This window comes from Janthinobacterium lividum (genome assembly GCF_034424625.1).
Classification (GTDB): domain Bacteria; phylum Pseudomonadota; class Gammaproteobacteria; order Burkholderiales; family Burkholderiaceae_D; genus Janthinobacterium; species Janthinobacterium lividum.
On sequence record NZ_CP139976.1, the window covers coordinates 1,160,883 to 1,184,177 of the forward strand.

The following is a 23,295-nucleotide window of genomic DNA, read 5'->3' on the forward strand; positions in this document are numbered from 1 at the left end:
GCATGCAAACCAATCTCGCCGATTTCATCAAGAATACGCCGGCAGGCGACGAAGCCGAAGCCATCCTGCGCGCCTGCGTGCATTGCGGCTTTTGCACGGCCACCTGTCCCACCTACCAGCTGCTGGGCGACGAACTCGATGGCCCGCGCGGGCGCATCTATCTGATCAAGCAAGTGCTCGAAGGCGCGCCCGTCACCGCCAAGACGCAGACGCACCTGGACCGCTGCCTGACCTGCCGCAACTGCGAGTCCACCTGTCCGTCCGGGGTGCAGTACGGGCGCCTGGTCGACATCGGGCGCAGCGTCGTCGAGCAGCGCGTGCAGCGGCCCTTGCGTGAACGGGCCTTGCGCTTCGCCCTGAAGGAAGCCTTGCCGCGCCGCTGGCTGTTTACGCCCGTGTACAAGGCGGGGCAGGCGCTGCGGCCGCTGCTGTCGAAAAGCTTGCAGGATAAATTGCGACCCGGCGCCGCCGCTGGCGCATGGCCGGCGCGCCGGCACGCGCGCACCATGCTGCTGCTCGACGGCTGCGTGCAGCCGGCCATGTCGCCGAACATCAACGCGGCCACGGCGCGCGTGCTCGACGCGCTTGGCGTGCAGCTGATCGTCGCGCCGAAGGCGGGCTGCTGCGGCGCGCTGCGCCATCACCTGAACGACCAGGAGGCGGCGCTGGACGACATGCGCCGCAATATCGACGCCTGGTGGCCCTACGTAGACTGCGCGGACAGCGCGGAAGCCATCGTCATGACGGCGTCCGGCTGCGGCGCCACGGTGAAGGAATATGGCCATCTGCTGGCGCACGATGCGCAGTATGCGGAGAAGGCGCGGCGTATCGCCGCACTGACGCGCGATTTGTCCGAGATCATGCCGGCCTTCGAAGCGGAACTGGTGGCGCTGCTGAAAGGACGCATCGGCAAAAAAGTGGCGTACCACCCGCCATGCACCCTGCAGCATGGCCAGCAGGTGCGCGGCAAGGTGGAGCAGGTCTTGCGCGCCGTCGGCGTCGACGTGCGCCTGTGCGCCGACAGCCATCTGTGCTGCGGTTCGGCGGGCACCTATTCGATCCTGCAGCCGGCACTGTCGCAGCAGCTGCGCGACAACAAGGTGGCGAACCTGGAAGCGTGCGAGCCGGAGATGATCGTGTCGGCGAATATCGGTTGCCTGAGCCACCTGCAGTCGGGCACGGAGACCCCCGTGCGGCACTGGATCGAATTGATCGACTCCGCCTTGACCCCGGTCAAATAGGCACTTCGTTGTATTGCGCGATGCGCCATTGCGGCGCAGGGATGAAATGGTTGGCCCACTCCAGCACGGCGTCGGCCGGCATGGGGCGGGCGATGCCGTAGCCTTGCGCCAGGTCGCAGCCCAGCTGGATCAGGCGCGCGCCATGCTCGACGCTTTCCACGCCTTCGGCGATCACCGTCAAGCTGAAGGAACGGGCCAGGCCGATGACGGCGCGCACCAGGTGCAGGTCATCGCGGTCGTTGAGCATGTTGCGCACGAAGCTCTGGTCGATCTTGACGATATTCGCCGGCAGGCGTTTCAGATACGACATCGACGAGTAGCCGGTGCCAAAATCGTCGAGCGCGAACGTGATGCCCAGCGCCTGGCAGGCGCGGATGATGCGGCGCACGTCTTCGATGTCGTGCAGGGCCGACGATTCGAGGATTTCCAGTTCCAGCATGCTGGCGCGCACGCCGGGAAATTCGCCGAGGATGGTTTCCAGGCGCGAGACGAAGTCCGGTTGCTGGAAGTGGCGCGCCGCGATATTCACGCTGACCACCCAGTGCTTGCCGCAAGCGACCCAGCGCTGCATCTGCCACAGGGCTTGGCGCAGCACCCATTCGCCGATGTCGATGATCAAATCCGTCTGTTCCACCAGCGGCAGGAATTGCGCGGGCGCCAGCACGCCGCGGCGCGGATGCTGCCAGCGCAGCAGCGCTTCCATGCCCACCACCGTGCCGGCGCGCATATTCACCTTGGGCTGGTAGTACAGCCGCAGTTCGCCATTGATCAGGGCCTGGCGCACTTCCGTGCGCTGGTTGTGGTGGGTGCGCACTTCCTCATCGAGATTGGTATCGAAGAAGTGATACTGGTTGCGCCCCGTCAGCTTGGCCTGGTAGACGGCGTGGTCGGCGTGGCGCAGCAGGCTTTCCGTATTCAGGTCCTTGCCCGCGTAGACGGCGATGCCGACGCTGGCCGTCATGTGCAGCGCCTGCTGGTCGCAATGATAGGGGCGGCTCAGTTCCTGCATCAATTGGGTGATGTTCTGTTCGATGCTGGCGATGCTGGCCTGGCCGCACAGCAGCAGGACGAATTCATCGCCGCCCAGGCGCGCCGCGTAATGGATCTGGCCCGTAAAGGCGTGCAGGCGTCCGGCCACCTGCTTGAGGATTTCATCGCCCGCTTCTGCGCCGTAGCGGTCGTTGATGGCCTGAAAATGGTCGAGGTCGAACAGGCAGACGGCCAGCAGGCGCTGGCGTTCGCGCGCCAGGAACAGTTCCTGCTCGAAGCGTGCGGCCAGCGCGGCACGGTTGGGTAGACCCGTCAGCACGTCATTGTAGTTTTGCCAGGACAGCTTTTGCAGCGCCTGCTGCATGTGCACGGTTTCGTTCAGCTGTTCGCCCAGCTGGCGCTGGCTGGTTTTCAGCGAGGTCAGCAGTTCTTCGATATCGCCGGCCATGCCGTTGAACGACTGCGACACGGCTTGCGCCTCGGGCGTGGCGCCAGCCGCCAGGCGCACGGCGAAGTTGCCATCGCGAAAGCGGTCCGTCGCTTGCACAAGCCGCGCCAGCAGCTTGCGGTGCGACGCCAGGATCAAGCCCAGCAGGAGGAAGACGAGGACGATATTGATGGTGCTGAGCACGGCCTGCTCGCGCACCCTTTGCCACACCTGGGCCAGGGGCCGGCCGGGCGTGTAGTGCAGGTCGAGGATGCCGTCGCCGCCGTCCGGCAACGCCACCGTCAGGCGGCTGCGGATGGCCGCCATGCCCGCCAGGCGCGCAAACCACGCCGGCACGCCGTCGGCCAGCGCATCGCTCAGCTTGTTGTCAGCCAGCACTTCGACATGCCCGCCAGCCGTATCCCAGCGCACGGAGGCGAGGCTGCGGTTCAGTGGCAGGGCGCTGCGCAGCGCTTGCTGCACGCTGTCGTGCATCGCATGCCGGTCCGTATGCACGGCCAGCGGCAGCACGCTATTGGCCAGGAACAGGTCGAGTTGCCGGGCGTCGCTCTGGTAGCGCGCATTGGCCAGCGCCGTTTCCGTACCCAGCAGGGCGTGATAGCGTACAGCGGAAACGGCGAGTATCAGGAAGGTAATAGGGATGAAGAGGCGGGAATAACTACCCATCCGCATCCATGAAGATAATATTTTCCCAAAGACTGGCATCGTTTTTTGATCGATATCTGCGAATAATTATGTAAACATTATCACCGATATTTGCTATTTGAAACACAATATTGATATCAGGCATGAAATAAATACGGTTTTATAGATTTCGCATGATTGTTGTCTTAAATCAAAGTATTGCATTTTTTACTCCTGTAGCAATTGCCTTATGTCGGCTGCCAGACTGGCCGGTTTGCTGGCCGTCGCATAGCGGCGAAAGACGCTGCCATCCTTGCGCACCAAAAACTTGGTGAAATTCCATTTGATCGACTGCGTGCCCAATATGCCGGGCGCCGCCTGTTTTAATTGCGCAAACAGGGGATGGGTATGCGGGCCATTCACGTCGACCTTGGCAAACAGGGGGAAGGTGACGCCGAAGTTTTTCTCGCAAAAGGCGCCGATCTCCGCATTCGAGCCCGGTTCCTGCTGGCGGAATTGATTGCAGGGAAAACCCAGCACGACCAGGCCCTGGTCGTGAAATGCGCGGTACAGCGCTTCGAGCCCCTGGTACTGCGGCGTGAAGCCGCAGGCGCTGGCCGTATTGACGATCAGCAGCACTTTACCCTTGTATTGCGCCAGGTCGATCGGCGTGCCGTCGAGCGCCTCGGCCTGGAAATCGTGGATGCTGGTCATGTCAGAGGAGTCCCAGTTTGGTGGCGCCCGTTTGCGGGGGCGGTTCCGGCGCCGTTGCGCCCTTGAGTTTGATCGTCAGGCGCAGGTCGTTGACGGAGTCCGCATTGCGCAGCGCGTCTTCATAGCTGATGGCGCCCCCTTCGTGCAGGTCGAACAGGGCCTGGTCGAAGGTTTGCATGCCATGCTCGCGCGATTTTTTCATCAGTTCCTTGATCTCGTGCACATGGCCCTTGAAGATCAGGTCGCTCATCAGCGGTGAGTTGAGCAGGATTTCCAGCGCCGCCTTGCGCCCGCCGCCTTCCTTGCTGGGGATCAAGCGCTGCGAAATCATGCCCTTCAAATTGAGCGACAGGTCCATCAGCAATTGCTGGCGCCGCTCTTCGGGGAAGAAATTGATGATGCGGTCCAGCGCCTGGTTGGCGTTGTTCGCGTGCAAGGTCGCCAGGCACAGATGGCCCGTCTCGGCAAACGCGATGGCGTGGTCCATGGTGTCGCGGTCGCGTATTTCGCCGATCTGTATCACGTCGGGCGCCTGGCGCAGGGTGTTTTTCAGGGCCGTGGCCCAGTCGTCCGTATCGACGCCCACTTCGCGCTGGGTGACGATGCAGTTGCCGTGCGGATGGATGAATTCCACGGGGTCTTCGATGGTGATGATGTGGCCGTGGCTGTGCGCGTTGCGGTGGCCCACCATGGCCGCCAGCGTGGTCGACTTGCCGCAGCCCGTGGCGCCCACCATGATGACGAGGCCCCGCTTGCTCATCACGATGTCTTGCAGGATGGAGGGCAAACCCAGCCCATCGAGTGTGGGAATGGCGGTATTGATCAAGCGCAAGACCATGCCTGCCTGGCCCATCTGCACGAAGGCGGATACGCGGAAACGTCCGAGACCGTCCGGGCTGATGGCGAAATTGGCTTCGCGGCTGGACGCGAATTCGGCCGCCTGGCGTTCGTTCATGACGGCGCGCACGTAGCCGGCCGATTGCTGCGCGTCGAGCGCGCCTCCCGCCAGCAGCGTCAGCTTGCCGTCGAGCTTGATGGCGGGCGGAAAGCCGGCCGTGATGAACAGGTCCGAGCCGCCCCGTGCGCGCATCTGCGCCAGCAGCGCGTGCATGGCGCCATAGTGTTCGTGCGTCGTCTGCATGGCTTATCCGGGGAAGTTTTCAGGCGCCTTGGCGGCCGAGCGGGCTGTTTCCGCCGAGATCGTGCCGCGCCGCACCAGGTCGGTGAGGCACTGGTCCAGGGTCTGCATGCCCACGTTGCTGCCCGTCTGGATGGCCGAATACATTTGCGCCACTTTTGCTTCGCGGATCAGGTTGCGCACGGCCGGCGTGGCCAGCATGATTTCATGCGCGGCCACGCGGCCCGCGCCATCCTTGGTTTTCAGCAAGTTCTGCGAAATGACGGCTTGCAAGGATTCGGACAGCATGGCGCGCACCATTTCCTTTTCCTCGGCGGGGAAGACGTCGATGATGCGGTCGATCGATTTCGCCGCCGACGAGGTATGCAGGGTGCCGAACACGAGGTGGCCCGTCTCGGCCGCCGTCAGCGCCAGGCGGATGGTTTCCAGGTCGCGCAACTCGCCCACCAAAATCACGTCGGGGTCTTCGCGCAGGGCCGAGCGCAGCGCATTGCTGAACGAATGCGTGTGCGAGCCCACTTCGCGCTGGTTGATCAGGCATTTCTTCGGTTCATGCACGAATTCGATCGGGTCTTCGATGGTCAATATATGGTGGTTCAGGCGCTCGTTGACGTGGTTCACCATGGCCGCCAGGGTGGTCGACTTGCCGGAGCCCGTCGGGCCCGTCACCAGCACGAGTCCCCGCGGGCGCATGGCCAGCTCGCCGAAGATGCGCGGGGCGTTGAGTTCTTCCAGGGTCAGCACCTTCGACGGAATCGTGCGCAGCACGGCCGAGGCACCGCGTTCCTGGTTGTAGGCGTTGACGCGGAAGCGGGCCAGGCCGGGAATCTCGAACGAAAAATCGCATTCCAGCGCTTCTTCATACGCCTTGCGCTGGCTGTCGTTCATGATGTCGTAGATCATGCTGTGCACTTCCTTGTGCTCGAGCGGCGCCACGTTCAGGCGGCGCACGTCGCCGTTGACCCGTATCATCGGCGGCAGGCCGGAAGACAGGTGCAAGTCGGAAGCCTTGTTGCTGACGGAGAAAGCGAGTAGTTCGGAGATGTCCATTTATAATCCCTGTGCCTGCATTGATGGGCTGGCGCACTGTGCCGCCGCCCCTATACACTAGAAAATGATTATGTCCACAATCGAACAGAACTTGCAAGCCGTGCGCGACAGTATTGCGCAGGCCGCCGCTGACGCGCAGCGCGCGCCGGCCGACGTGACCCTGCTGGCCGTCTCGAAGACCTTCGGCGCGGATGCCGTGCTGGCAGCCATGCGCGCGGGCCAGGCGGCGTTTGGCGAAAACTATCTGCAGGAAGCGCTCGACAAGATTGCCTTTGTGAAGGAAGCCGCACCGCAGCAAGCCCCGGCCTGGCATTTCATCGGCCCCATCCAGAGCAACAAGACGCGCCCCATCGCCGAGCATTTCGACTGGGTGCACACGGTGGAACGGGAAAAGATCGCCGCACGCCTGTCCGAACAGCGCCCGGCAGGCTTGCCGGACCTGAATATCTGCCTGCAAGTCAATATCAGTGGCGAGGCCAGCAAGAGCGGCGTGACGCCGGCCGAATTGCCAGCGCTGGCGCGCGCCGTGGCGCAGCTGCCGCGCTTGCGTTTGCGCGGCCTGATGGCCATTCCCGAGCCGGAAACGGATCTCGCCCTGCAACGCCTTGCGTTTGCGCAATTGCGCGCGCTGTACGAACAATTGAAGGCCGAAGGGCTGGCGCTCGATACCTTGTCGATGGGCATGTCGGCCGACTTGCGCGCCGCCGTGCTCGAGGGCGCCACCATCGTGCGCGTGGGCAGCGCCATCTTCGGCTCCCGCAACTATTCCTAACTGATTGACAGAAAGCATAACCATGACGACAGAATTGAATATCGCCTTTGTAGGCGGCGGCAACATGGCGGCCGCCCTGATCGCGGGCCTGGCGGGCAAATTGACCCTGGGCGGCAATATCCACGTGATCGACCCGCACGCGCCGGCGCTGGAAAAACTGCAGGCGCAATTCGGCGTCACGACGGCGGCTTCCGCCGGCGAGGCATTGCGCGGCGTGGATGTGATCGTGCTGGCCGTGAAACCGCAAAGCATGCGCGAAGTGGCGGCCCAGTTGCTGCCTTTCCTCGACGGGGATAGGGCGCCATTGATCCTGTCGATCGCGGCCGGCATCCGCGCGCAGGACCTGTCGCGCTGGCTCGGCGACTACCCCGCCATCGTGCGCTGCATGCCGAATACGCCGGCCCTGATCGGCATGGGTATCACGGGCATGGTGGCCAGCAGCGGCGTGAGCGAGGAACAGAAGAAGATGGCGGACGCCATCCTGCGCGCCGTTGGCCAGACCGTCTGGCTCGATGACGAAGCCAAGATCGACCCCGTCACGGCCGTGTCGGGCAGCGGTCCCGCCTATGTGTTTTACTTTATCGAGGCGATGCAGCAGGCGGCCGCCGAACTGGGCTTGACGCCCGAGCAGGGCACGCAGCTGGCGATTGCCACCTTTACGGGCGCCGCGCAACTGGCGGCCAATTCCAGCGAGCCCGTGTCCTTGCTGCGCGAGCGGGTCACGTCGAAGGGCGGTACGACGTATGCGGCACTCACCAGCATGGAAGAGAGCGGCGTGAAAGCGGCCATCGTCAAGGGCATCAAGGCGGCCGCGCAACGGGGGCGCGAGATGGGTGACGAGCTGTCGAAGTAATTAGATCACCTTGACGGCGCGGCCTATGTATAAAATCGGTCCTGTCGGCCGCCCCGTTGGCGAGCCCGCTTCCGGCTCCAGGGTGATTTCAAACAGTTGATCGGCTTGCAGCGGCGGCAGCTTATCCAGGGTCAACTTGAGGCTTTGCCCCGGCTTGACGAGGCCCAGCGAGACGGGCGCGCCCCAATCCTTGCCCTTGGTCCAGAATTGCAGGGCTTTTTGCTGCGGCACCTTTGTCGGACCCAGAGGGATCAGGCTCAGGTCGCGGTTCTTGCCGCCGCGTCCGCCAGCCTGCACGATCCAGCCCGGCGATTTATCCTGCGGCGCCACCAGCACCACCAGATAGCCGGGTCCGCCTGGCGCTTGCAGCTGCACGCTGACCAGCACGGCCAGCACAGCTGTCGCCACCAGGCCGCCGCCGGCCAGCAGTCTCCAGAAGGCCAGGCTGTTCCACCACGCTTGCCAGCCGCCCGCCTGCTGCACGGCTTTCGGCGTGAACAGGCTGGCGCTGATGCGCGGCCACAGTTGCTCCGAGGGCGTTTCGGGCGGCGCCAGGGTGGTCAATGGCAGCAAGCGCTGTTCCCAGGCATCGACGGCGTCGCGCAAGGCGGCATCGCGCGGCAAGCGCCGTTCCACTTCCGCGCGTTCGGCCAGTGCCAGGGTGCCCAGCACATATTCGCTGGCCAGCCTGTGCAATTCCTCGTCGCTGTTGATCATCCCATGCACTCCCGCAAGGCGGCCAGGCCCCGCTTGACCCAGGCTTTGACGGTCCCCAGCGGCGCTTGCAGACGCTGCGCGATTTCGCCGTGGGAACAGCCATCGACGTAGGCATACAGGATGCTATTGCGCTTGGCTTCATCCAGGTGGCCGAGGCAATCGTGCAGCTTGCCCAGGTCAGCCTGGTCGGCATAGGCCTCGCCCGCGTCGTGGCCTTGGCGTTGGTGCAGCAGGGTTTCCACGGTATCCTCGTCGGCTGACAGTTCATGGGCACGGGCGCGCGCCATGTCCAGCGCCTGGTGCCGCACCACCACATAGATCCAGCCCTTGCCGCTGCCGCGCGTGGCGTCGAAGCTGCCGGCGCGGCGCCAGATATTCAGGAAGGCGTCGTGCAGCACGTCTTCGGCCAGGGCCCGCTGGCGCACGATGCGCAGGGCCACGCCCAGAAGGTAGCGGCTTTCCTGCTGGTACAGGCCGTGCAATGCCTGCTGCTCGCCTCTGGCGCAGGCGCGCAGGGCGGCATCGTAATCGTAAGGGGCGGCTAGCGTTGGCAAGGTTGGCGCAATCGTCAAGAGTAAACGGTTAGCAAGTTTTCAAGGCCGAGTATAGGCCAGAAACCCGCTTGCCAACCGTCGCTTTCACTGATTTATGCGGCCTTCCAGAAAATGTAGTCGGCTTGATAGGGCACCCATTGTTTGGCGCCGATGCTTTCCATGCCGCAGGGGCTGCTTGGCGCCACGCCACCGCTGGTGGCCACGCGCTGGATGTAGCTGACGCCCTGCATGGCGCCGCTGCCCGTGGCCGGGTTGGCTTTCACCAGCTGATACGGAATGTTGCCGGCGCCGGCCGGCGCCACGGCCACTTGCGTCGCCGTCACTTTCGAGCCATCCAGGTTGGCCCAGGTGGCGGGTGGGCCGACATACGTGCCGACCTGCATGCCGCTGCGGTCGTTCAGGGCCGCGTCCGGGCCCACGAAGACCCATTCATGGCCCGTCATGTCTTTCTTGGCCTTGCATTCGTAGGCGATCTTGCCCACGCCCACCGTTTGCATGGCTACCTGGTGGCCATCGGGCACCTTGACGGCATTCGGTAATTGTTCCTGCGAATAGCGGGCACTCATGGGGGCACAGGCGGCCACGAGCAGGGCGGCGCACAGCACGGTGAGCGAAGGGGCGGTATGACGTGGGGCGATGGTGGCAAGCATGGCGAACTCCTGGTAGTTGGCTCAACCGGCTGGTTGATACCATTACTACGCATGGGCTGGCCATTTGGATGCAGCCAGAGAAAAATATTCTAAGGCGGCGGCGTTTCTTTCTTGCTGAACCGCCGCGCCAGCGCCAGCACGACGGGCATGGCGGTGGTGGCGTGCTTGAGCAGCGCGCCGCTGGCCCGCAGCAGCGGCAGGAAACGGCGCGGGCGCACGAGCAGCAAACCCAGCACGGCGCCCCCTATCATCAGGGGAATTTTAAAGCGCGTGGCCAGGGTGTGGCGCAGATTGCCGCCCGTTAAAGGCTCCAGCAATTGGCGCGTCTGCACGCCCAGGGCCAGGCGCTGCAGCGCACATTCGGCCAGCAGCGCGTCGCGCCGCTGCGCCAGGCTGGCGGCCGTGTGCACATGCGATAACTTGGTGGGATGCGTGGTCATGGCCGCTCCGATCCCCGGCGCGCCAGCAGTTGCAGCTCGTCCAGGTCTTTGTTCAGTTCGGAAAGTGTGAAGGACAGCAGTTTCGGCTTGCTGCGGAAACTGGCGCGCACGCCCAGCAGGGTGGCGATGGCGGCGCCGATGAAGACGGCGGCCGTGATGGCGATGGCGGCGATGCGGTGCGTATCCCAGAACAGCACGATGACGAGGAACACGATCAAGACCAGGCCGACAAACAGGCACAGCAGTGCCAGCATGGCCAGCGCCAGATAGGACAGGAAGCGCAGCGACTCTTCTTCCATTTCCACGGCCGCCAGGGCCAGACGGGTCTGGACGATGGCGGCGAGGGTCGCTGCGACTTGGGCGACATGGTGCAAGATAGCCATATGCTGCCTTTCGCGTCAGGAGACGGCCTGCGCCGTCGGTGCTGCGTCGGTACTGCGCCGTTACTATCTAGCGGCGTGACGAGGAAAGCAGCAGGCCGAACAGCACGCCGATGACGGCACCCGCGCCCACGGCTTTCCATGGATTGTCCTGCACGTATTCATCGGTGGCCTTGGCCGCCTGCTTGGTACGTTCGAGCAAATCTTCTTCCAGCTTGATCAAGTCTTTCTTGGCCGTTTCCAGGGTGGCGATGAACTTGTCCTTGACGGCTTTGACATTCTCGCCCGTCTGATCCTTGGCGCCATCGAGCCAGCCTTCCGCTTCATTGATGACGGTTTTCAGGTCGCCGACCAGTTTGTCGCGGGCCTTGTCGGCGTCGGCGAGGATGCTGTCGCTGCTGGATTTTCCGGTATGTATCGAGCTCATGTATTACCTCATGGAAGTGAAACTGCACAGTGAAATACCAGTGTAGGCAGCTGCGGCCAAGCCTGTCTTGCGCCGCCTCAAGGGCTGCCGCGGCGCAAGGGTTTTTGCTTAGCGGAAAGCAAAGTCCAGTACCACGCCCGCAAACACCGCCGCTCCTAGCCAGTTATTATGCCGGAATGCCGCAAAACACGGCATACGCTCGCGTGCGCGTATCAGGGTGTAGTGGTAAACGGCGCAGCCGGCCGCCACCAGCAAGCCCGCCACGAACCAGTAACGCAAGCCCAGGTACCAGCCGCATGCCAGCCACAGCAGCAGGAAAACGGCATAGCAGGCCATGACGATGGCCACGTCGTAGCGGCCAAAGGTGATGGCCGAGGTCTTGATGCCGATCTTCAGATCGTCGTCGCGGTCGACCATCGCGTATTCCGTATCGTAGGCCACGGCCCAGAAGACATTGCCCAGCAGCAGCAACCAGGCGACGGCGGGCACGGCATCCGTGATGGCGGCAAAGCCCATGGGGATGCCGAAGCCGAAGGCGATGCCCAGATACGCTTGCGGGATGGCAAAGAAACGCTTGAAATAGGGATAGGTGCCGGCGATGATGACGGCGGCCACGGACAACTGCTTGGTCAGCGCGTTGAGGGGCAGGATCAGGCAAAAGGCCAGCACGGTGAGCACGCCAGCCACGGCCAGCGCTTCCTTGCCGCTGATGCGTCCGCTGGTGATGGGGCGCTCGGCCGTGCGCTTGACGAATTTGTCGATATCCTGGTCGGCGTAGTCATTGATGGCGCAGCCTGCCGAGCGCATCAGGAAAGTGCCAAGAGTAAAGATCAGCAGCAGCCGCCAGTCCGGCACGCCCTGCTGCGCCAGCCATAGCGCACACAGGGTAGGCCACAGCAGCAATACGGTACCAATAGGCTTGTCCAGCCGTATCAGGCGGAAATACAGCGCCAGCTTGTTCATGGAAGACTCGATCTTGTTGAAGAGAAAGGTCGATTATCGCAAATAGTATGTAAATGTACTATTTTGCGCCTGGGGCGCTAGTCTTCGTCCTCGCAGAGCGGCGTAATGCCCGGCAAGTTGCAGCTGGCGATGGCCGCGCACAGGGCGTCGATGGCGGCCTTGCGCGTAAAGCTCTTGCGCCACAGCATCACTACGCGGCGCGATGGCACGGGGGCGGCGAAGGGCCGGTATTCGAGCATGCCGTCGGTGGCGTGCATATTGGCGACGGAGGCGCGCGGCAAGACCGTCAGGCCGATGCCGCTGGCCACCATGTGGCGGATGGTTTCCAGCGAGGAACCCTCAAACGTGCGCTGCATGCCATTGCCGGGCGAGGAAAAACGCGCCATTTCGGGGCACACTTCCAGCACCTGGTCGCGGAAACAGTGGCCATTGCCCAGCAGCAGCATGGTTTCCGATTTCAAGTCTTGCGCGGCGATTTTGTCGCGCGCCGTCCACGGATGCTGGCGCGGCATGGCGACGACGAACGGTTCGTCATACAGTTCCTGCATGGCCATGCCGTGGTCGGGCAGGGGCAGGGCCATGATGGCCACGTCCAGTTCACCCTGGCGCAGCAATTCGAGCAGGCGAACCGTGAAGTTTTCCTGCAAGATCAAGGGCATCTGCGGTACCTGGTCTATCATGGCCTTGACCAGCGGCGGCAGCAGGTAGGGGCCGATCGTGTAGATCACGCCCAGGCGCAGGGGACCGGCCAGCGGATCCTTGTTTTGCTTGGCAAGTTCCTTGATGGCGGCCGTCTGTTCCAGCACGCGCTCGGCTTGCGCAATGATTTGCGCGCCCAGTGGCGTGACGGAGATTTCCGCGCCGCCCCGTTCGAACAGGACCACGCCCAATTCGTCTTCGAGTTTCTTGATGGCCACTGACAGGGTGGGCTGGGCAACGAAGCAAGCTTCGGCGGCATGGCCGAAGTGCTTCGCTCGCGCGACTGCAACGATATATTTCAGTTCAGTCAGTGTCATAGGTTGATTGAAACACAGGAAGTGCTTACTTGCAATGAATGAAAGGTGGCGCAAACGTGAAACTGTGGCGCCGATGGCGTATTGTAGCGGATCGCCCCCTATAATGCGGGACCGGGCAGCGAAGGGAGATGGCGATGGAATTGCACCTGCAGGCGCTGGAAGCGGCAATTAATTACTGGCGTGCCAGGCAACCGGCGCGCGGCAATGAATATGCACTGTCGCCGTCCGTCAGCCGCCTGGCCGGCGTGTATGCGCTGATGATTTACTACCGGCAAGATCGCATCGCCGAAGAAGGGCTGGACCCGGCCGTCGTGGCCTTGATCGATGCCTGGCGCCGGGATGCCGGCGGCATCCAAGGCGATAGTCACGCCTGAGCGTGACCGTATCGTCACCCTATTTAACCCAACAAGAGATATCCATGCCTGATTTTGAAAACAAACTGTGCGGCCGTGACGAACTGCGCGCCCGCGCCGCGGCCCTGCCGAAACCGGTGGTGGTGACGAACGGCGTGTTCGACATTTTGCACCGTGGCCACGTAACGTATCTGGCGCAGGCGCGCGCGCTGGGCGCCTCGCTGATCGTTGCCGTGAATACCGATGCTTCAGTGAAACGCCTGGGCAAGGGCGATGACCGTCCCCTGAACAGCTGCGAAGACCGCATGGCCGTGCTGGCTGCCCTGGAAGCGGTGAGCCTGGTCGTGCCATTCTCGGAAGACAGCGCCCTGGAAGTGGTGCTGGACATCGAACCGGAAATCTATGCCAAGGGCGGCGACTACGACATGGCGGCCATTCCGGAAGGCAAGGCCGTGCTGGCGTATGGCGGCCAGGCCGTGGCCATCGATTTCGAGCACGACCGTTCGACCACCAAGCTGTTGACGAAAGTGCGGACGCAGCAGGGCTGAGGAAGCTCGTCAATGTTTCCATACAGATAAAAAGACGTTACTATGAGAACTGCCAGGGCTGCGACCTCGTTTCGTCAGCCCCAGTACGTTCCACCGTCTGAATGCATTGCTTGTCATAGAAAATAAATGGATCATAAAACTTCTGGGGATTGGCCACTGCCCTCCGGCGCCTGGCACGTGGATGACGATGGCGCGTGGAGCATGCAGCGCAGCGCGGACGGCCAGAACGTCTCGCCCTTGGTGAGCCATGCCGATATCGGCAAGCTGATGCTCGCGCGGCGCCTGCCCGCAGCCGCCGGCGCGCCCGTGCGGCAATTTCCGCCCGAATTTTCGTTCGACCCCGCCTCGGGCGCGGCCTTGCAAGTGCCGCCCGACACGGCCCCCACGCCGCCCTGGGTGCCGCCCTACGGCGCATATCCCGTCAGCGACGTGCCGCCAGCGGGCCCGGCCGGCTTGCGCCAGGCCAGCGTGCCCCTGAAACTGGCCGACCAGCGCGCCCGCGAAGAGCATGCGCAAGCCGATGCCTCGCTGCCCATGCCGCCGCCCGGCGAATACGAATTCTTTTCCGCGCAGTTCGGCACCAGCGCGCCTGCGCTGCTGGCGCTCGACCCGCGCAAGGCCGTCTTGCACGCCTGGCTGCCCGCCTCGAAACGCTGGCTGGCGCTGGACCCCGACTATGGCAGCTTGCTGGCCGAATCGGACCTGGCCCACGGCGCCTGGCGCGCCGAGCTGGTGCCTGAGTTCAACAGCGTGCTGGTCTTGCCGACCAGCCATGGCCTCGCTTGCATCCGCCCCGACGTGCCTTCGCTCACCTATGTGGTCGAGCATGTGGGCGGCGCGCCGTGCGCGGCCGCGCCCGTCTGGTTCCAGAACCGTTTGTGGGCGCCGCTGCGCGACGACGATGGCCGCATCCGCTTTGTCAACCTTGACGCGCAACAGAAGCCGGGCAGCGATGTGCTGCTCGATGGCGTGGTTGAGCTGGGTACCGTCAGCGCACCCGTGGCCTACAACCGCATGGCCGTGTGGCCCTGCGCCAATGGCCAGCTGCGCCTGCAATTGCAGCCGGACGGCAACGTGGCCGCTTCGTTCACTTCCTGGCCCGAAGGGCTGGTGCCGCATTTCGAATTCGGCAGCCCGTACGTGTCGCGCGATGGCGGACTGTGGCAGCTGTGCTTCGAGCGCAGCCGCGGCACCTATGTCTACGTGAAACTGGGCGCGCAGTCCGAACGGGCCGATGCGCTGGCGCCGCGCCTGTGTTCGGGCAGCTTCAATTACCGCTTCGCCACCAAGCTGAAAACGGCGCCGTGGGAAGAGCCGGAACACGGCGACGATGGCGGCAAGAACCAGGCCGTCATGCCGCTGCTGGAATCGGGCGCGGGGTCGGGCACCAGCGGCAGCGTCTTTGGCGTCAAGTTCGCCACCAGCGCCGGCCTGTCGAGCGTGCTGCGTTCGAACGAGCGCCTGGCGGCCCAGCTGGTACAGGACGACGAGTTGCGCGAAACCGTGTTTCATACCTTTGCCGTCAGCGAGCCGTGGCGCGTGCGCCTGTTTGTCCATGAAGGCACCTTGTGGGCGTATCACCCGCTGCTGTCGCGCATCGATGGCTGGGCCTTGCAGGCATGAAAGCGCGCGTCCTGATCGCGGCCGGCGCCGCCTTCCTCTCCTTCGCCTTCGCCACCGCCAGCGTGCAGGCGGCCGGCATCCAGCAAGCGTTCCTCGTGCAAAACTCGGGCTGGATGGAGCCGTTTTACACGGATGAACATTCGCAACTGAAAGCCCTGGTGGGCGCCGTGGCGCAGGCCGCGACGAGCCCGTCCGACAAGGTCTATACGCTGGCCTTCAGCCAGAGCAGCGGCGCGCACGTGTCGCCGTCGCTGCTGGGGCAAGGGCAGGGCGGCGCCGGCGTGGCGGGCCAGCTGGCCAATCTCGGCCTGGCGCGCAAGAGCGCCGGCGGCGCGCTGGCCGACACGGATTTCCAGGAAGCCGTCACGAAGACCATCACGGGGCCGTTCCAGTCCGCTTCCGGCATCGTGTGGATCTTTACGAATAACAAGAACAGCCCGAACAACGACAGCCAGACGGCCGAGCGCAACCGCGACTTTTACCGCTTGCTGCATCTGGAGCCGTCGATCACCAAGACGGTGGTGTTTCCACTGCGCATGCCTGTGCAGGGCAAGCTGTACAGCGCCAGGGGCTTGATGGTGTATGCACTGGCGTATGGCCAGCCGGCATCCGAGGCTTTGAACCGCATCCTGGCCGAAGGGCGGCTGTCGCAAGTGCTGACGCGCCCGCCCGCGCGCCTGAAACCGGTGGACCAGGATGCCGTGCGCATCGTGCCCCAGTCCGTCAAGAACAGTGCCAACGTACACGCCAGCCTGGGCCGCGACGGCCGCACCATCGTGCTCGACGTCGATGCGGCGAACCTGGTGCCGCAAGTGGTGCTGCAGGCGTCCTTGCAAAACATGTTTTTCCCGTACGTGATCGACAGCGCCAGGGTGCACGCCAGCCTGGCCGGGCAGAACGCGCCGCTGCACGTTGCGCCGGATCAAATCCGCCAGCTGCAGCCGGGCGCCAGCCAGTCCGTGCAGGTACAGTTTGCGCTGCCGATGGCGCAAATTCCGTCGCCGTGGTCGGCGCAGGCGATCGCCGCCATGGGCAAGCAGGTGATGCTGCCCATGCAGGCGCAGGTGGGCCTGTCGGAACAGCGGCTGGCGCTGGCGTCCAGCTTTGGCAAGGATTTGCAGGAATTGTTCCCTGGCGACCCGATATCCAGCATGTTTACGCCGCCCGACAGCGTGCGCGCCTCGCAGGCAACGATACCGTTGCTGGTGCGCATACAGTATCCGCTGCTGCCCGTGCTGGTGATACTGGGCAGCGTGCTGGCGCTCGTGCTGGGCTTGCTGGCGCTGGGCCTGGTCGGCACGCGCGCCACGCGCTACAAGGTGCTGGCTGACGGCGTGCAGCGGCAAGTGTTATTAAAACCGTTCAAGAGCGTGCAGATCCGCGATGATGACGGCCGCGACATTGGCGAACTCAAACGGGGCCTGGGCAAGCCGGCCGTCGTGCGCGTGGCCGAAGGCCATACCTTGACCCTGGCCTGAACACAGATTCCTTAAAAATTCCTTCCATTTAACAGAGGCATACCATGGCGCAAGACACTCCAAAAGACAACGCAGGTTTTACCTTGCCGGCCCCGGTAACGGCCCCGGCATCCGCACCACCCGCCGCCGCCGCACCTGCGGCCAGCGCAGCCACCGCCACGGCCACCACGGAACCGGCGCCCGCGTTCGATGCGGCCGGGACGACCGATACCTCGTCGCGCGACACCCTGGTCGGCGGCGTGGTGCTGCTGTTGCTGTTTATCGCCTTTTTCTTTGCCAAGAATGCCTACGCGAATGGCCTGGTGGCCAAGCGCGTGCCGCCGAACAAGGCCAATGCCTCGGGCTGGTGGCTGTTCATCTTCCTGGCCAGCCTGGCGACCGGTGTCGTGCTGGCCGCCGTGAACGCGCATAAATTCCTTGCGCCACTGTTCATGGGACCGCTGGTGCTGGTGGGCCTGGTTGCCCTGTTGCTGACATTTACCTCCAGCCGCCGCTAAGAACACGCCGTTGCACGCATCATCGAAGGAATCACCATGGCAGAGAACCTGAACCAAACCATCACCGGCGGCGCCAGCGAGCGCAAGCAGGACAAGATCATCGAACTGCGCCCGACCCTGTTCATCGGCATCGGCGGCACGGGCATGCAGGTGCTGATGCGCGTGCGCCGGCGCATCCTCAACACCTTGTGGGGCGGCGCGGGCAACCGCACGCGCATCGAGGGGCTGGCCGACTTTCCCATTGCGCAATTCATCCATTTCGACCTGGACAATGGCGCCGTGATCGAAAGCGGCGAGTCGCAGGCGAAGGACTTGCAGTTCGACCAGGTGAAGTTCACGGACGACGACAAGGTGGTCGAATCGTTCGACATGGACAAGTACAGCCGCGATGAAGATTCCCTGGAGAAGTATCCGCACATCAAGGAATGGCTGCCGCTGACGCCGCAGCGCATCCGCGAACTGCGTTTCGACATGAGCAGCGGCGCGGGGCAGATCCGCGCCGTGTCGCGCCTGTATTTCTTCGACAAGTATGCCAAGATCCGCGACAAGATCCGTTTGAAACTGAAAGCCCTGAAAGCGGGCCTGTCGCACGAGCGCCAGCTGGCCGAACTGGGTTTGCGCATGGAAACGAACCGTTTCCGCATCGTCATCGTCGGCTCCGTGGCGGGCGGCACGGGTTCCGGTTCCTTCCTGGACATGGGCTTGCTGGCGCGCTGGCTGGCGCGCAGCGAAGTGGGCGCGGCCGACGTCGAGCTGATGCTGTTCTTGCCGACCGGCTACACCAAGGCCAACAAGGACCGGGTCGAAGCCAACGGCTACGCGGCGCTGATGGAGCTGGAATCGGCCATGATGGGCAACAAGGGCTATGTGGGCCGCTGGGATGCGTATGACCGCCCGGAATTGACGCGCGAGCCGTACAGCGAGGTTTACCTGATCGATTCGGGCAACCTGGCCCAGCAGCACACCAAGGATGTCAGCGACGTCTACCATATGGTGGCCGATTCGCTGTTCGAGGATTTCGCCTCGGCCGACTTCGCGCGCGCCAAGCGTTCGATCGCCGTCAACCAGGCGCAGCACAAGAACTCGCTGTACAACGCGCCCGTGCCGCAAGACCGCTTCGGCGACATGCGCCTGTATTTTTCGAAGCGCTTTTCCTCGTTCGGCATGGCCGTGCTCGATACGCGCCAGGAAGCGGCGCGCGACGAGCGGGCCCACCGCTGGGCCGGCGCCATGCTGCAAGCGTTCTTTGGCGTGGGCGGCACGGATGCGGGCGCCAACCGCGCCACGGATACGCAGCGCGATAATTTCCTCGCCGCCAATATGTTCCTGAAGGGTACGCCGTTCAGCGATTTCCCCGAGTTTTCCGACAAGAGCATCGAACTGAAGCGCTCCAGAGGCGACTTCATCGATTTCCGCGTCGTCGACGAATTGCTGGAAGACCGCCATGGCCACTTGCTGGCCGGCGTGGAAAACCGCGTCAATACGCGCATCAACGATATCCGCACGGGCTTTGACCGCAGCGAATGGCCGGCGCAGGTGCGCGACGCCATGAAGCACCTGGAACGCGACGCCGTGCGCGACCAGGATTCCACGGCCGACACGACGGAAGACCGCATCAGCAAGCGCCGCCGCGAAGTGCTGGAAGATGTCAAGAAAGTCGTGCGCGACCAGCTGTATGGCTACCTGGACAACAAGGAATTCGGCGGCCTCGAATACGTGCTGTCGCTGGTGGAGCAGATCAAGGACCGCATCGAGGCGCCGGGCAGCGGCTTGACGGCGCAGATCGGCAACAATGCCGAGCGTTACCGTGAAATCAAGGAAGCCGTGCGCTCGCGCGAATACGAGCGCCTGCTGAACAACCTGGAACAGACGCGCAGCACCTTCGGCTTCCTCAGCAATGGCGAAAAGCAGGCGGGCGTGGTGATGGACCATTTGCGCACGGAAATGGCGAATGCCCTGAAATTCCATTTGCGCGCCAAGGCGGCGGACGAGTCCGTACTGCTGCTGGGCGAACTGTCGCGCTGGCTGGGCAACCGTATCGGCGTCGACGCGCAAGGCCGCGCGCAGTGGAATGGCCTCGTGGGCGAGCTGCAAACGGGCCGCGAAGGCGTGCTGGCCATGCTGGCGGAATTGAAGACGGCCAATACCATCCTGCAAAAGGACCTGGACAAGGAACACGCGACCCTGATCGTCATTCCCGTCACGGAAAAAGACATCGCGCTGCCATCGGCGGCCACCTTGCGCCAGTGGGCCGATGAAGCGTTCAAGGACATGGGCGGCTCGAAAGCGCTGTTCCCCATGCTGGGCGAACCGGCGCAACGGGGCTTGATCCTGGCCAAGGTCACGCGCATGGCCGAGAACATGATCGCCACGGCTGGCCTGGCCGAAGGGGCGACGAGCACGCCCGACCCGCTGTTCGACGCGCTGGAACAGATGGATGTGTCCGAACGCCTGGACCGTTTCCGCAAGCTGCTGGCCTGCTCCATGCCGTGGATCGACGCCAACATGGCGGGCGACTTCACGGTCGTGTCGGACCAGTTCAAGTGCGTGATCGGCGTGGCCAACGCGGCCGCCTTCAAGGCAAAGTTCGGCGCCGAGCTCGAATCGTGCGTGCCGACCCAGGTGGGCATCACGGTGAGCCAGCTGGAAATCGTCGAGACGGGTATCCGCGGGCGCGCCGTCTGCTATTGCGAACTGGCCGGCGTGCCGATGACGGTACTGCGCGGCCTGGAAGGCTGGCGCACCAGCTACCGCAAGGAAGGCGACAACGACAAGGCGCCGACCCACACGCACATCGATCCGACGCAATTCACGCACCCGATCGCGCCGAACACGGACGAGATGAAGCGCCTGGCGGAAGACTTCGGCGAATTCCTGCAAGCGATCATGCTGGGCGTGCTGACACGCCACACGGGCCGGGTCGTGCCGCCGGGCCAGTACCAGTTTGCCGTCGAACCGGGCGACTTGCGCCGCATCGGCAATGAACGGGCCATCCGCCAGAACGGCATGCCTGCCTCGTACGAGAAGAATATCGCCCTGCGCATCGAAGAAAAATTGACGGCGCTTGATGCCGTGCAGACGGCGGCCATGGCTGCGCTGGCAAAATACTACGAGCGGGGCGTGTATGCGCCCAAGCTGGTGGCGCAAGCCGATGGCTCGCAGCTGCCGTACATCGGTTTTGGCAGCGCCATTTCCGCCGAAGTGGGCGCGCGCCTGCGCGAGTCGGCGCGCCGCAAGGGCATGGCCAGCGACGAGCTCGACCACACGGTGCAAGCCTTGCTGGGACGCCTGAAGGAGTGGGCGAACGTCATCGGCGACTCCGACAGCGATGCCTACGACTGGGAAGTGCGCGAGCCGGAAGCGGACGGCCAGCCCCGCCTGAAATATGCGATCAAGGCGGAAATGCTGGAAGCGGGGCGCCTCGAGCAATTGCTGCGCCCGGCAGGTGCGGCTGCTGCCCCCGCGGCAACCGCGTTCGGCATGCCACCACCGCTGGGCGGCATGCCGCCGCCGCTGGTGGAATACCAGTATTTCCTGGGTATAAACGGCCAGCAGCAGGGACCGTTCACGGCCCAGCAGATCGTGCAGTACGTGCAGGCAGGGCAAGTCGCACCAAGCACCACCAAGGTGTGGCGCGCCGGCTTGCCGGCCTGGGCCGACCTGGCCCAGTTCCCCGAACTGGCGCCTTTGTTCCTCGGCGCGCCGCCACCGTTGATGCCGCCGCCTCTGTGAACGCTGGAATGACGTTGGAATGAAGGATTAGTTTTGGATATCTGCAACAAATGCAAGACGGGCCTGTGGACCGTTGTCAGCCATTGCCCGTACTGTGGTCACGCGGTGGCTGGCGCTGTCCGGGCAGCTGCGGCTGTGCCGCCGCCGCTGCCTGTTCCCGCGCCGGTACCAGCGCCCCCGCCGGTAGCGCCCAAGCCGCCGCCCGTGCCTGTGGCGCCTGTGCCGACGCCGAAACCGCCGCCGGTGCCGGTGTCCGCGCCGGCTGCCGTGCCGCCGCCAGCGCCGCCGAAGCCGGCCCAGCCGAAAGCCGTGCCGAAGCCCGTGCCGGCAGCTCCACCTGCGTCAACCGAAGCACCGCCACCGCCACGCAAGTGGCTGCGCTGGCTGGGCGGTATTGCCGTGCTGGCAGCCGTCATCGTCTACATGAATGGCAAGCCGGGCGGAAAGAACGAGTCGGCCTGCAATGACGCCATCGACAGTGGCTTGCAACTGGTGGCGAATGGCAGCCTGGACGGCGCCCGCCAGAAGCTGGCGACGGCGAAGAATGTGTGTACGGGCAAGTCCAGCGCCAAGGCGGACGACTTGCAGGCGGCCATCGGCAAGGCGGGCGCCGCATCGGGCAGCTGCCAGCGGGGCGTGCGCGCCATCGAGCGCAACATTGATGGCCATCAATTGCAAAGCGTGGCCAAGGGCATTGCCGCGCTCGACGCCGATTGCGCGGGCGCTGCCAGCGTGGATTCCCTGCGCAAGCAGCTGGCGCGCCAGCAGGCGGCAGCCGCGTCCGTGCTGGTGGGAGTGCGCCAGGCGCTGGACGGCAAGGATGCGACGGCGGCAAGGAATGGCATCGCCAGGCTGGAAGCGATCGACCGCGAAGCGCTGGAATTGCCGCAGTTGAAGGCCGACGTGCAGGCGCTGTCGGCGGCCGCGGAGCCTGCCCCGGCGCCCGTTTCAGCCCCGGTGCCAGCGCCGATGCCAGCAGCGCAGGAACCTGCGCCCGCGCGCGCGGTCGAACGTTCAGCGGTGTCCGAACGCCGTCCGCCGGAAACGTCGCCCGTCGATAGCGGCGCAGCCATGCGCAACGAGATGGCGCAATCGTTCTTGCGCGATGCCGAGCGTTCTTTGCTGGAAGGGAAATTCGATGCGGCCAAGACGTATCTGGAAAGCGCGCGCCGCGTCGATCCGGGCAATGCGCGCATCGACAATCTGTCGCGCCGCATCCGCGAGCGCGAACGGCAAGTGCTGCAGACGGAAACAACGATCAATTAGCTCTCTGGGGAATCACCATGCTGAACCACACCACCTTGCGCGCAGCCGCTGCGCTGACCATTGCGGCCATGCTGGCCGGCTGCGCCACGGCGCCGATGAACCCGAATGGCGTGCGCCAGGACAGTTCCTATCCGCAAGGTGGAAGCCAGGCGGCCACGGATGAGGACCCGTGCAGCATGGGCGCGACGGCGGCTGCCGGCGCGGCCGTGGGAGCGCTGCTGGGCGCGCTGGCGGGCGGCAAGAATAGCGCGCTGAAGGGCGCGGCCATCGGTGGCGGTCTGGCGGCGGCCGGTTGCCTGGCCATCAATGTCAATTCGCGCCAGACCAAGACGGCGGCGCAGGCGGACCGCGACTACATCCGCACACGCGGCGCGCTGCCGCGCGAACCGCAAGTGGTGTCGTACACGCCGCAGCTGAGCGCATCGACCGTCAAGCGCGGCCAGCCGTTCAAGGTCAATTCGGTGGTGGAGCTGGTCAACGGCAGCGCGCAAAGCGTCAACGACGTGCGCGAAGAGCTGGTGGTGCTCGACCCGCAAGGCCAGCCATTCAAGTCCGGCTCGAAAGCCCTGGCCAGCAACAACAAGTCGGGCGGGCGCTTTGAAAACTCGTTCGAGCTGACCTTGCCGGCCGGCGTGTCGCAGGGCGTGTATGGCGTCAAGACGAATCTGTACGTGAACGGCAAGCTGGCCGCCACGCGCGACCTGCGCACGCAGCTGGTAATGCTGGATGTGGATACGGGCATTGACGCGCAGCTGGCGCTGCGCTGATTGCCGTATGCAAACGCGTAGGTCGGATTAGCGGGGTAAAGCCCCGCGTAGTTC

General features: G+C 64.2%; 23 protein-coding genes. 11 read left to right on the forward strand and 12 right to left on the reverse strand.

Annotated features, from left to right (window positions below; genetic code table 11):
* Nucleotides 1–2: 2 nt before the first annotated feature.
* Complete coding sequence (gene glcF, locus U0004_RS05220; protein ID WP_070258773.1) at nt 3–1,241, forward strand: glycolate oxidase subunit GlcF; 1,239 nt, start codon at nt 3–5, stop codon at nt 1,239–1,241.
* On the opposite strand, the gene U0004_RS05225 is transcribed toward glcF, so the two are convergent.
* From U0004_RS05225 to U0004_RS05240, 4 genes are all read right to left on the reverse strand, one after another.
* Nucleotides 1,234–3,345, reverse strand: a complete 2,112-nt coding sequence (locus U0004_RS05225; protein WP_070258775.1) for a putative bifunctional diguanylate cyclase/phosphodiesterase — start codon at nt 3,343–3,345, stop codon at nt 1,234–1,236. The two genes, glcF and U0004_RS05225, sit on opposite strands and share 8 nt — an antisense overlap.
* 186 nt (nt 3,346–3,531) lie before the next feature.
* Complete coding sequence (locus U0004_RS05230; protein ID WP_070258777.1) at nt 3,532–4,017, reverse strand: glutathione peroxidase; 486 nt, start codon at nt 4,015–4,017, stop codon at nt 3,532–3,534.
* 1 nt (nt 4,018) lies between these two features.
* On the reverse strand, nt 4,019–5,158 hold the full coding sequence (locus tag U0004_RS05235) for a PilT/PilU family type 4a pilus ATPase (protein ID WP_174718092.1): 1,140 nt from the start codon (nt 5,156–5,158) through the stop codon (nt 4,019–4,021).
* Nucleotides 5,159–5,161: 3 nt separating this feature from the next.
* Nucleotides 5,162–6,205 (reverse strand): type IV pilus twitching motility protein PilT, encoded by a 1,044-nt coding sequence (locus U0004_RS05240; protein ID WP_070258779.1) that lies wholly within the window; start codon nt 6,203–6,205, stop codon nt 5,162–5,164.
* Nucleotides 6,206–6,275: 70 nt separating this feature from the next.
* Between U0004_RS05240 and U0004_RS05245 the strand changes: the two genes are divergently transcribed.
* Nucleotides 6,276–6,977 carry a YggS family pyridoxal phosphate-dependent enzyme gene (locus U0004_RS05245; RefSeq protein ID WP_070258914.1) on the forward strand — a complete coding sequence of 234 codons (702 nt, stop codon included), beginning with the start codon at nt 6,276–6,278 and terminating at the stop codon, nt 6,975–6,977.
* 22 nt (nt 6,978–6,999) lie between these two features.
* Complete coding sequence (gene proC, locus U0004_RS05250) at nt 7,000–7,830, forward strand: pyrroline-5-carboxylate reductase (protein WP_034784843.1); 831 nt, start codon at nt 7,000–7,002, stop codon at nt 7,828–7,830.
* Here the strand turns inward: proC and U0004_RS05255 are convergent, their stop codons facing one another.
* The 8 genes from U0004_RS05255 to U0004_RS05290 form a co-directional block, all read right to left on the reverse strand.
* Nucleotides 7,831–8,547 (reverse strand): anti-sigma factor, encoded by a 717-nt coding sequence (locus U0004_RS05255; protein WP_115057411.1) that lies wholly within the window; start codon nt 8,545–8,547, stop codon nt 7,831–7,833.
* Nucleotides 8,544–9,101, reverse strand: coding sequence for a sigma-70 family RNA polymerase sigma factor (locus tag U0004_RS05260; protein WP_070258918.1), 558 nt, complete (start codon nt 9,099–9,101; stop codon nt 8,544–8,546). The genes U0004_RS05255 and U0004_RS05260 overlap by 4 nt, the downstream gene beginning before the upstream one ends.
* A 92-nt stretch (nt 9,102–9,193) precedes the next feature.
* A complete protein-coding gene (locus tag U0004_RS05265; RefSeq protein ID WP_034784851.1) occupies nt 9,194–9,751 on the reverse strand; it encodes a DUF3455 domain-containing protein in 558 nt (185 codons plus the stop codon).
* A gap of 89 nt (nt 9,752–9,840) precedes the next feature.
* Nucleotides 9,841–10,191 (reverse strand): hypothetical protein, encoded by a 351-nt coding sequence (locus U0004_RS05270; RefSeq protein WP_070258781.1) that lies wholly within the window; start codon nt 10,189–10,191, stop codon nt 9,841–9,843.
* Nucleotides 10,188–10,574: a phage holin family protein gene (locus tag U0004_RS05275; RefSeq protein ID WP_034784855.1), complete on the reverse strand. Its 387-nt coding sequence runs from the start codon at nt 10,572–10,574 to the stop codon at nt 10,188–10,190. Before U0004_RS05275 ends, U0004_RS05270 begins: the two co-directional genes overlap by 4 nt.
* Nucleotides 10,575–10,641: 67 nt before the next feature.
* Nucleotides 10,642–10,998, reverse strand: coding sequence for an ElaB/YgaM/YqjD family protein (locus tag U0004_RS05280; protein WP_034784857.1), 357 nt, complete (start codon nt 10,996–10,998; stop codon nt 10,642–10,644).
* Nucleotides 10,999–11,106: 108 nt separating this feature from the next.
* Nucleotides 11,107–11,961 (reverse strand): 4-hydroxybenzoate octaprenyltransferase, encoded by an 855-nt coding sequence (gene ubiA, locus U0004_RS05285; protein ID WP_034784859.1) that lies wholly within the window; start codon nt 11,959–11,961, stop codon nt 11,107–11,109.
* A gap of 77 nt (nt 11,962–12,038) precedes the next feature.
* Nucleotides 12,039–12,977: a hydrogen peroxide-inducible genes activator gene (locus U0004_RS05290; RefSeq protein ID WP_034784860.1), complete on the reverse strand. Its 939-nt coding sequence runs from the start codon at nt 12,975–12,977 to the stop codon at nt 12,039–12,041.
* Nucleotides 12,978–13,111: 134 nt separating this feature from the next.
* Between U0004_RS05290 and U0004_RS05295 the strand changes: the two genes are divergently transcribed.
* The 8 genes from U0004_RS05295 (at nt 13,112) to U0004_RS05330 (ending at nt 23,241) form a co-directional block, all read left to right on the forward strand.
* Complete coding sequence (locus U0004_RS05295; protein ID WP_034785368.1) at nt 13,112–13,351, forward strand: DUF3717 domain-containing protein; 240 nt, start codon at nt 13,112–13,114, stop codon at nt 13,349–13,351.
* 44 nt (nt 13,352–13,395) lie between these two features.
* Nucleotides 13,396–13,878 carry an adenylyltransferase/cytidyltransferase family protein gene (locus U0004_RS05300; RefSeq protein ID WP_034784861.1) on the forward strand — a complete coding sequence of 161 codons (483 nt, stop codon included), beginning with the start codon at nt 13,396–13,398 and terminating at the stop codon, nt 13,876–13,878.
* 126 nt (nt 13,879–14,004) lie between these two features.
* Nucleotides 14,005–15,501 (forward strand): hypothetical protein, encoded by a 1,497-nt coding sequence (locus tag U0004_RS05305; protein ID WP_139144247.1) that lies wholly within the window; start codon nt 14,005–14,007, stop codon nt 15,499–15,501.
* On the forward strand, nt 15,498–16,979 hold the full coding sequence (locus U0004_RS05310) for a hypothetical protein (protein ID WP_070258785.1): 1,482 nt from the start codon (nt 15,498–15,500) through the stop codon (nt 16,977–16,979). Before U0004_RS05305 ends, U0004_RS05310 begins: the two co-directional genes overlap by 4 nt.
* A gap of 44 nt (nt 16,980–17,023) precedes the next feature.
* A complete protein-coding gene (locus tag U0004_RS05315; protein ID WP_070258787.1) occupies nt 17,024–17,476 on the forward strand; it encodes a hypothetical protein in 453 nt (150 codons plus the stop codon).
* 36 nt (nt 17,477–17,512) lie between these two features.
* The gene (locus U0004_RS05320; RefSeq protein WP_081345820.1) at nt 17,513–21,208 is read left to right on the forward strand and encodes a tubulin-like doman-containing protein; all 3,696 of its coding nucleotides are present in this window, start codon (nt 17,513–17,515) and stop codon (nt 21,206–21,208) included.
* Nucleotides 21,209–21,412: 204 nt separating this feature from the next.
* On the forward strand, nt 21,413–22,474 hold the full coding sequence (locus tag U0004_RS05325; protein ID WP_070258791.1) for a hypothetical protein: 1,062 nt from the start codon (nt 21,413–21,415) through the stop codon (nt 22,472–22,474).
* 17 nt (nt 22,475–22,491) lie between these two features.
* On the forward strand, nt 22,492–23,241 hold the full coding sequence (locus tag U0004_RS05330) for a hypothetical protein (protein ID WP_070258793.1): 750 nt from the start codon (nt 22,492–22,494) through the stop codon (nt 23,239–23,241).
* Nucleotides 23,242–23,295 lie beyond the last annotated feature (54 nt).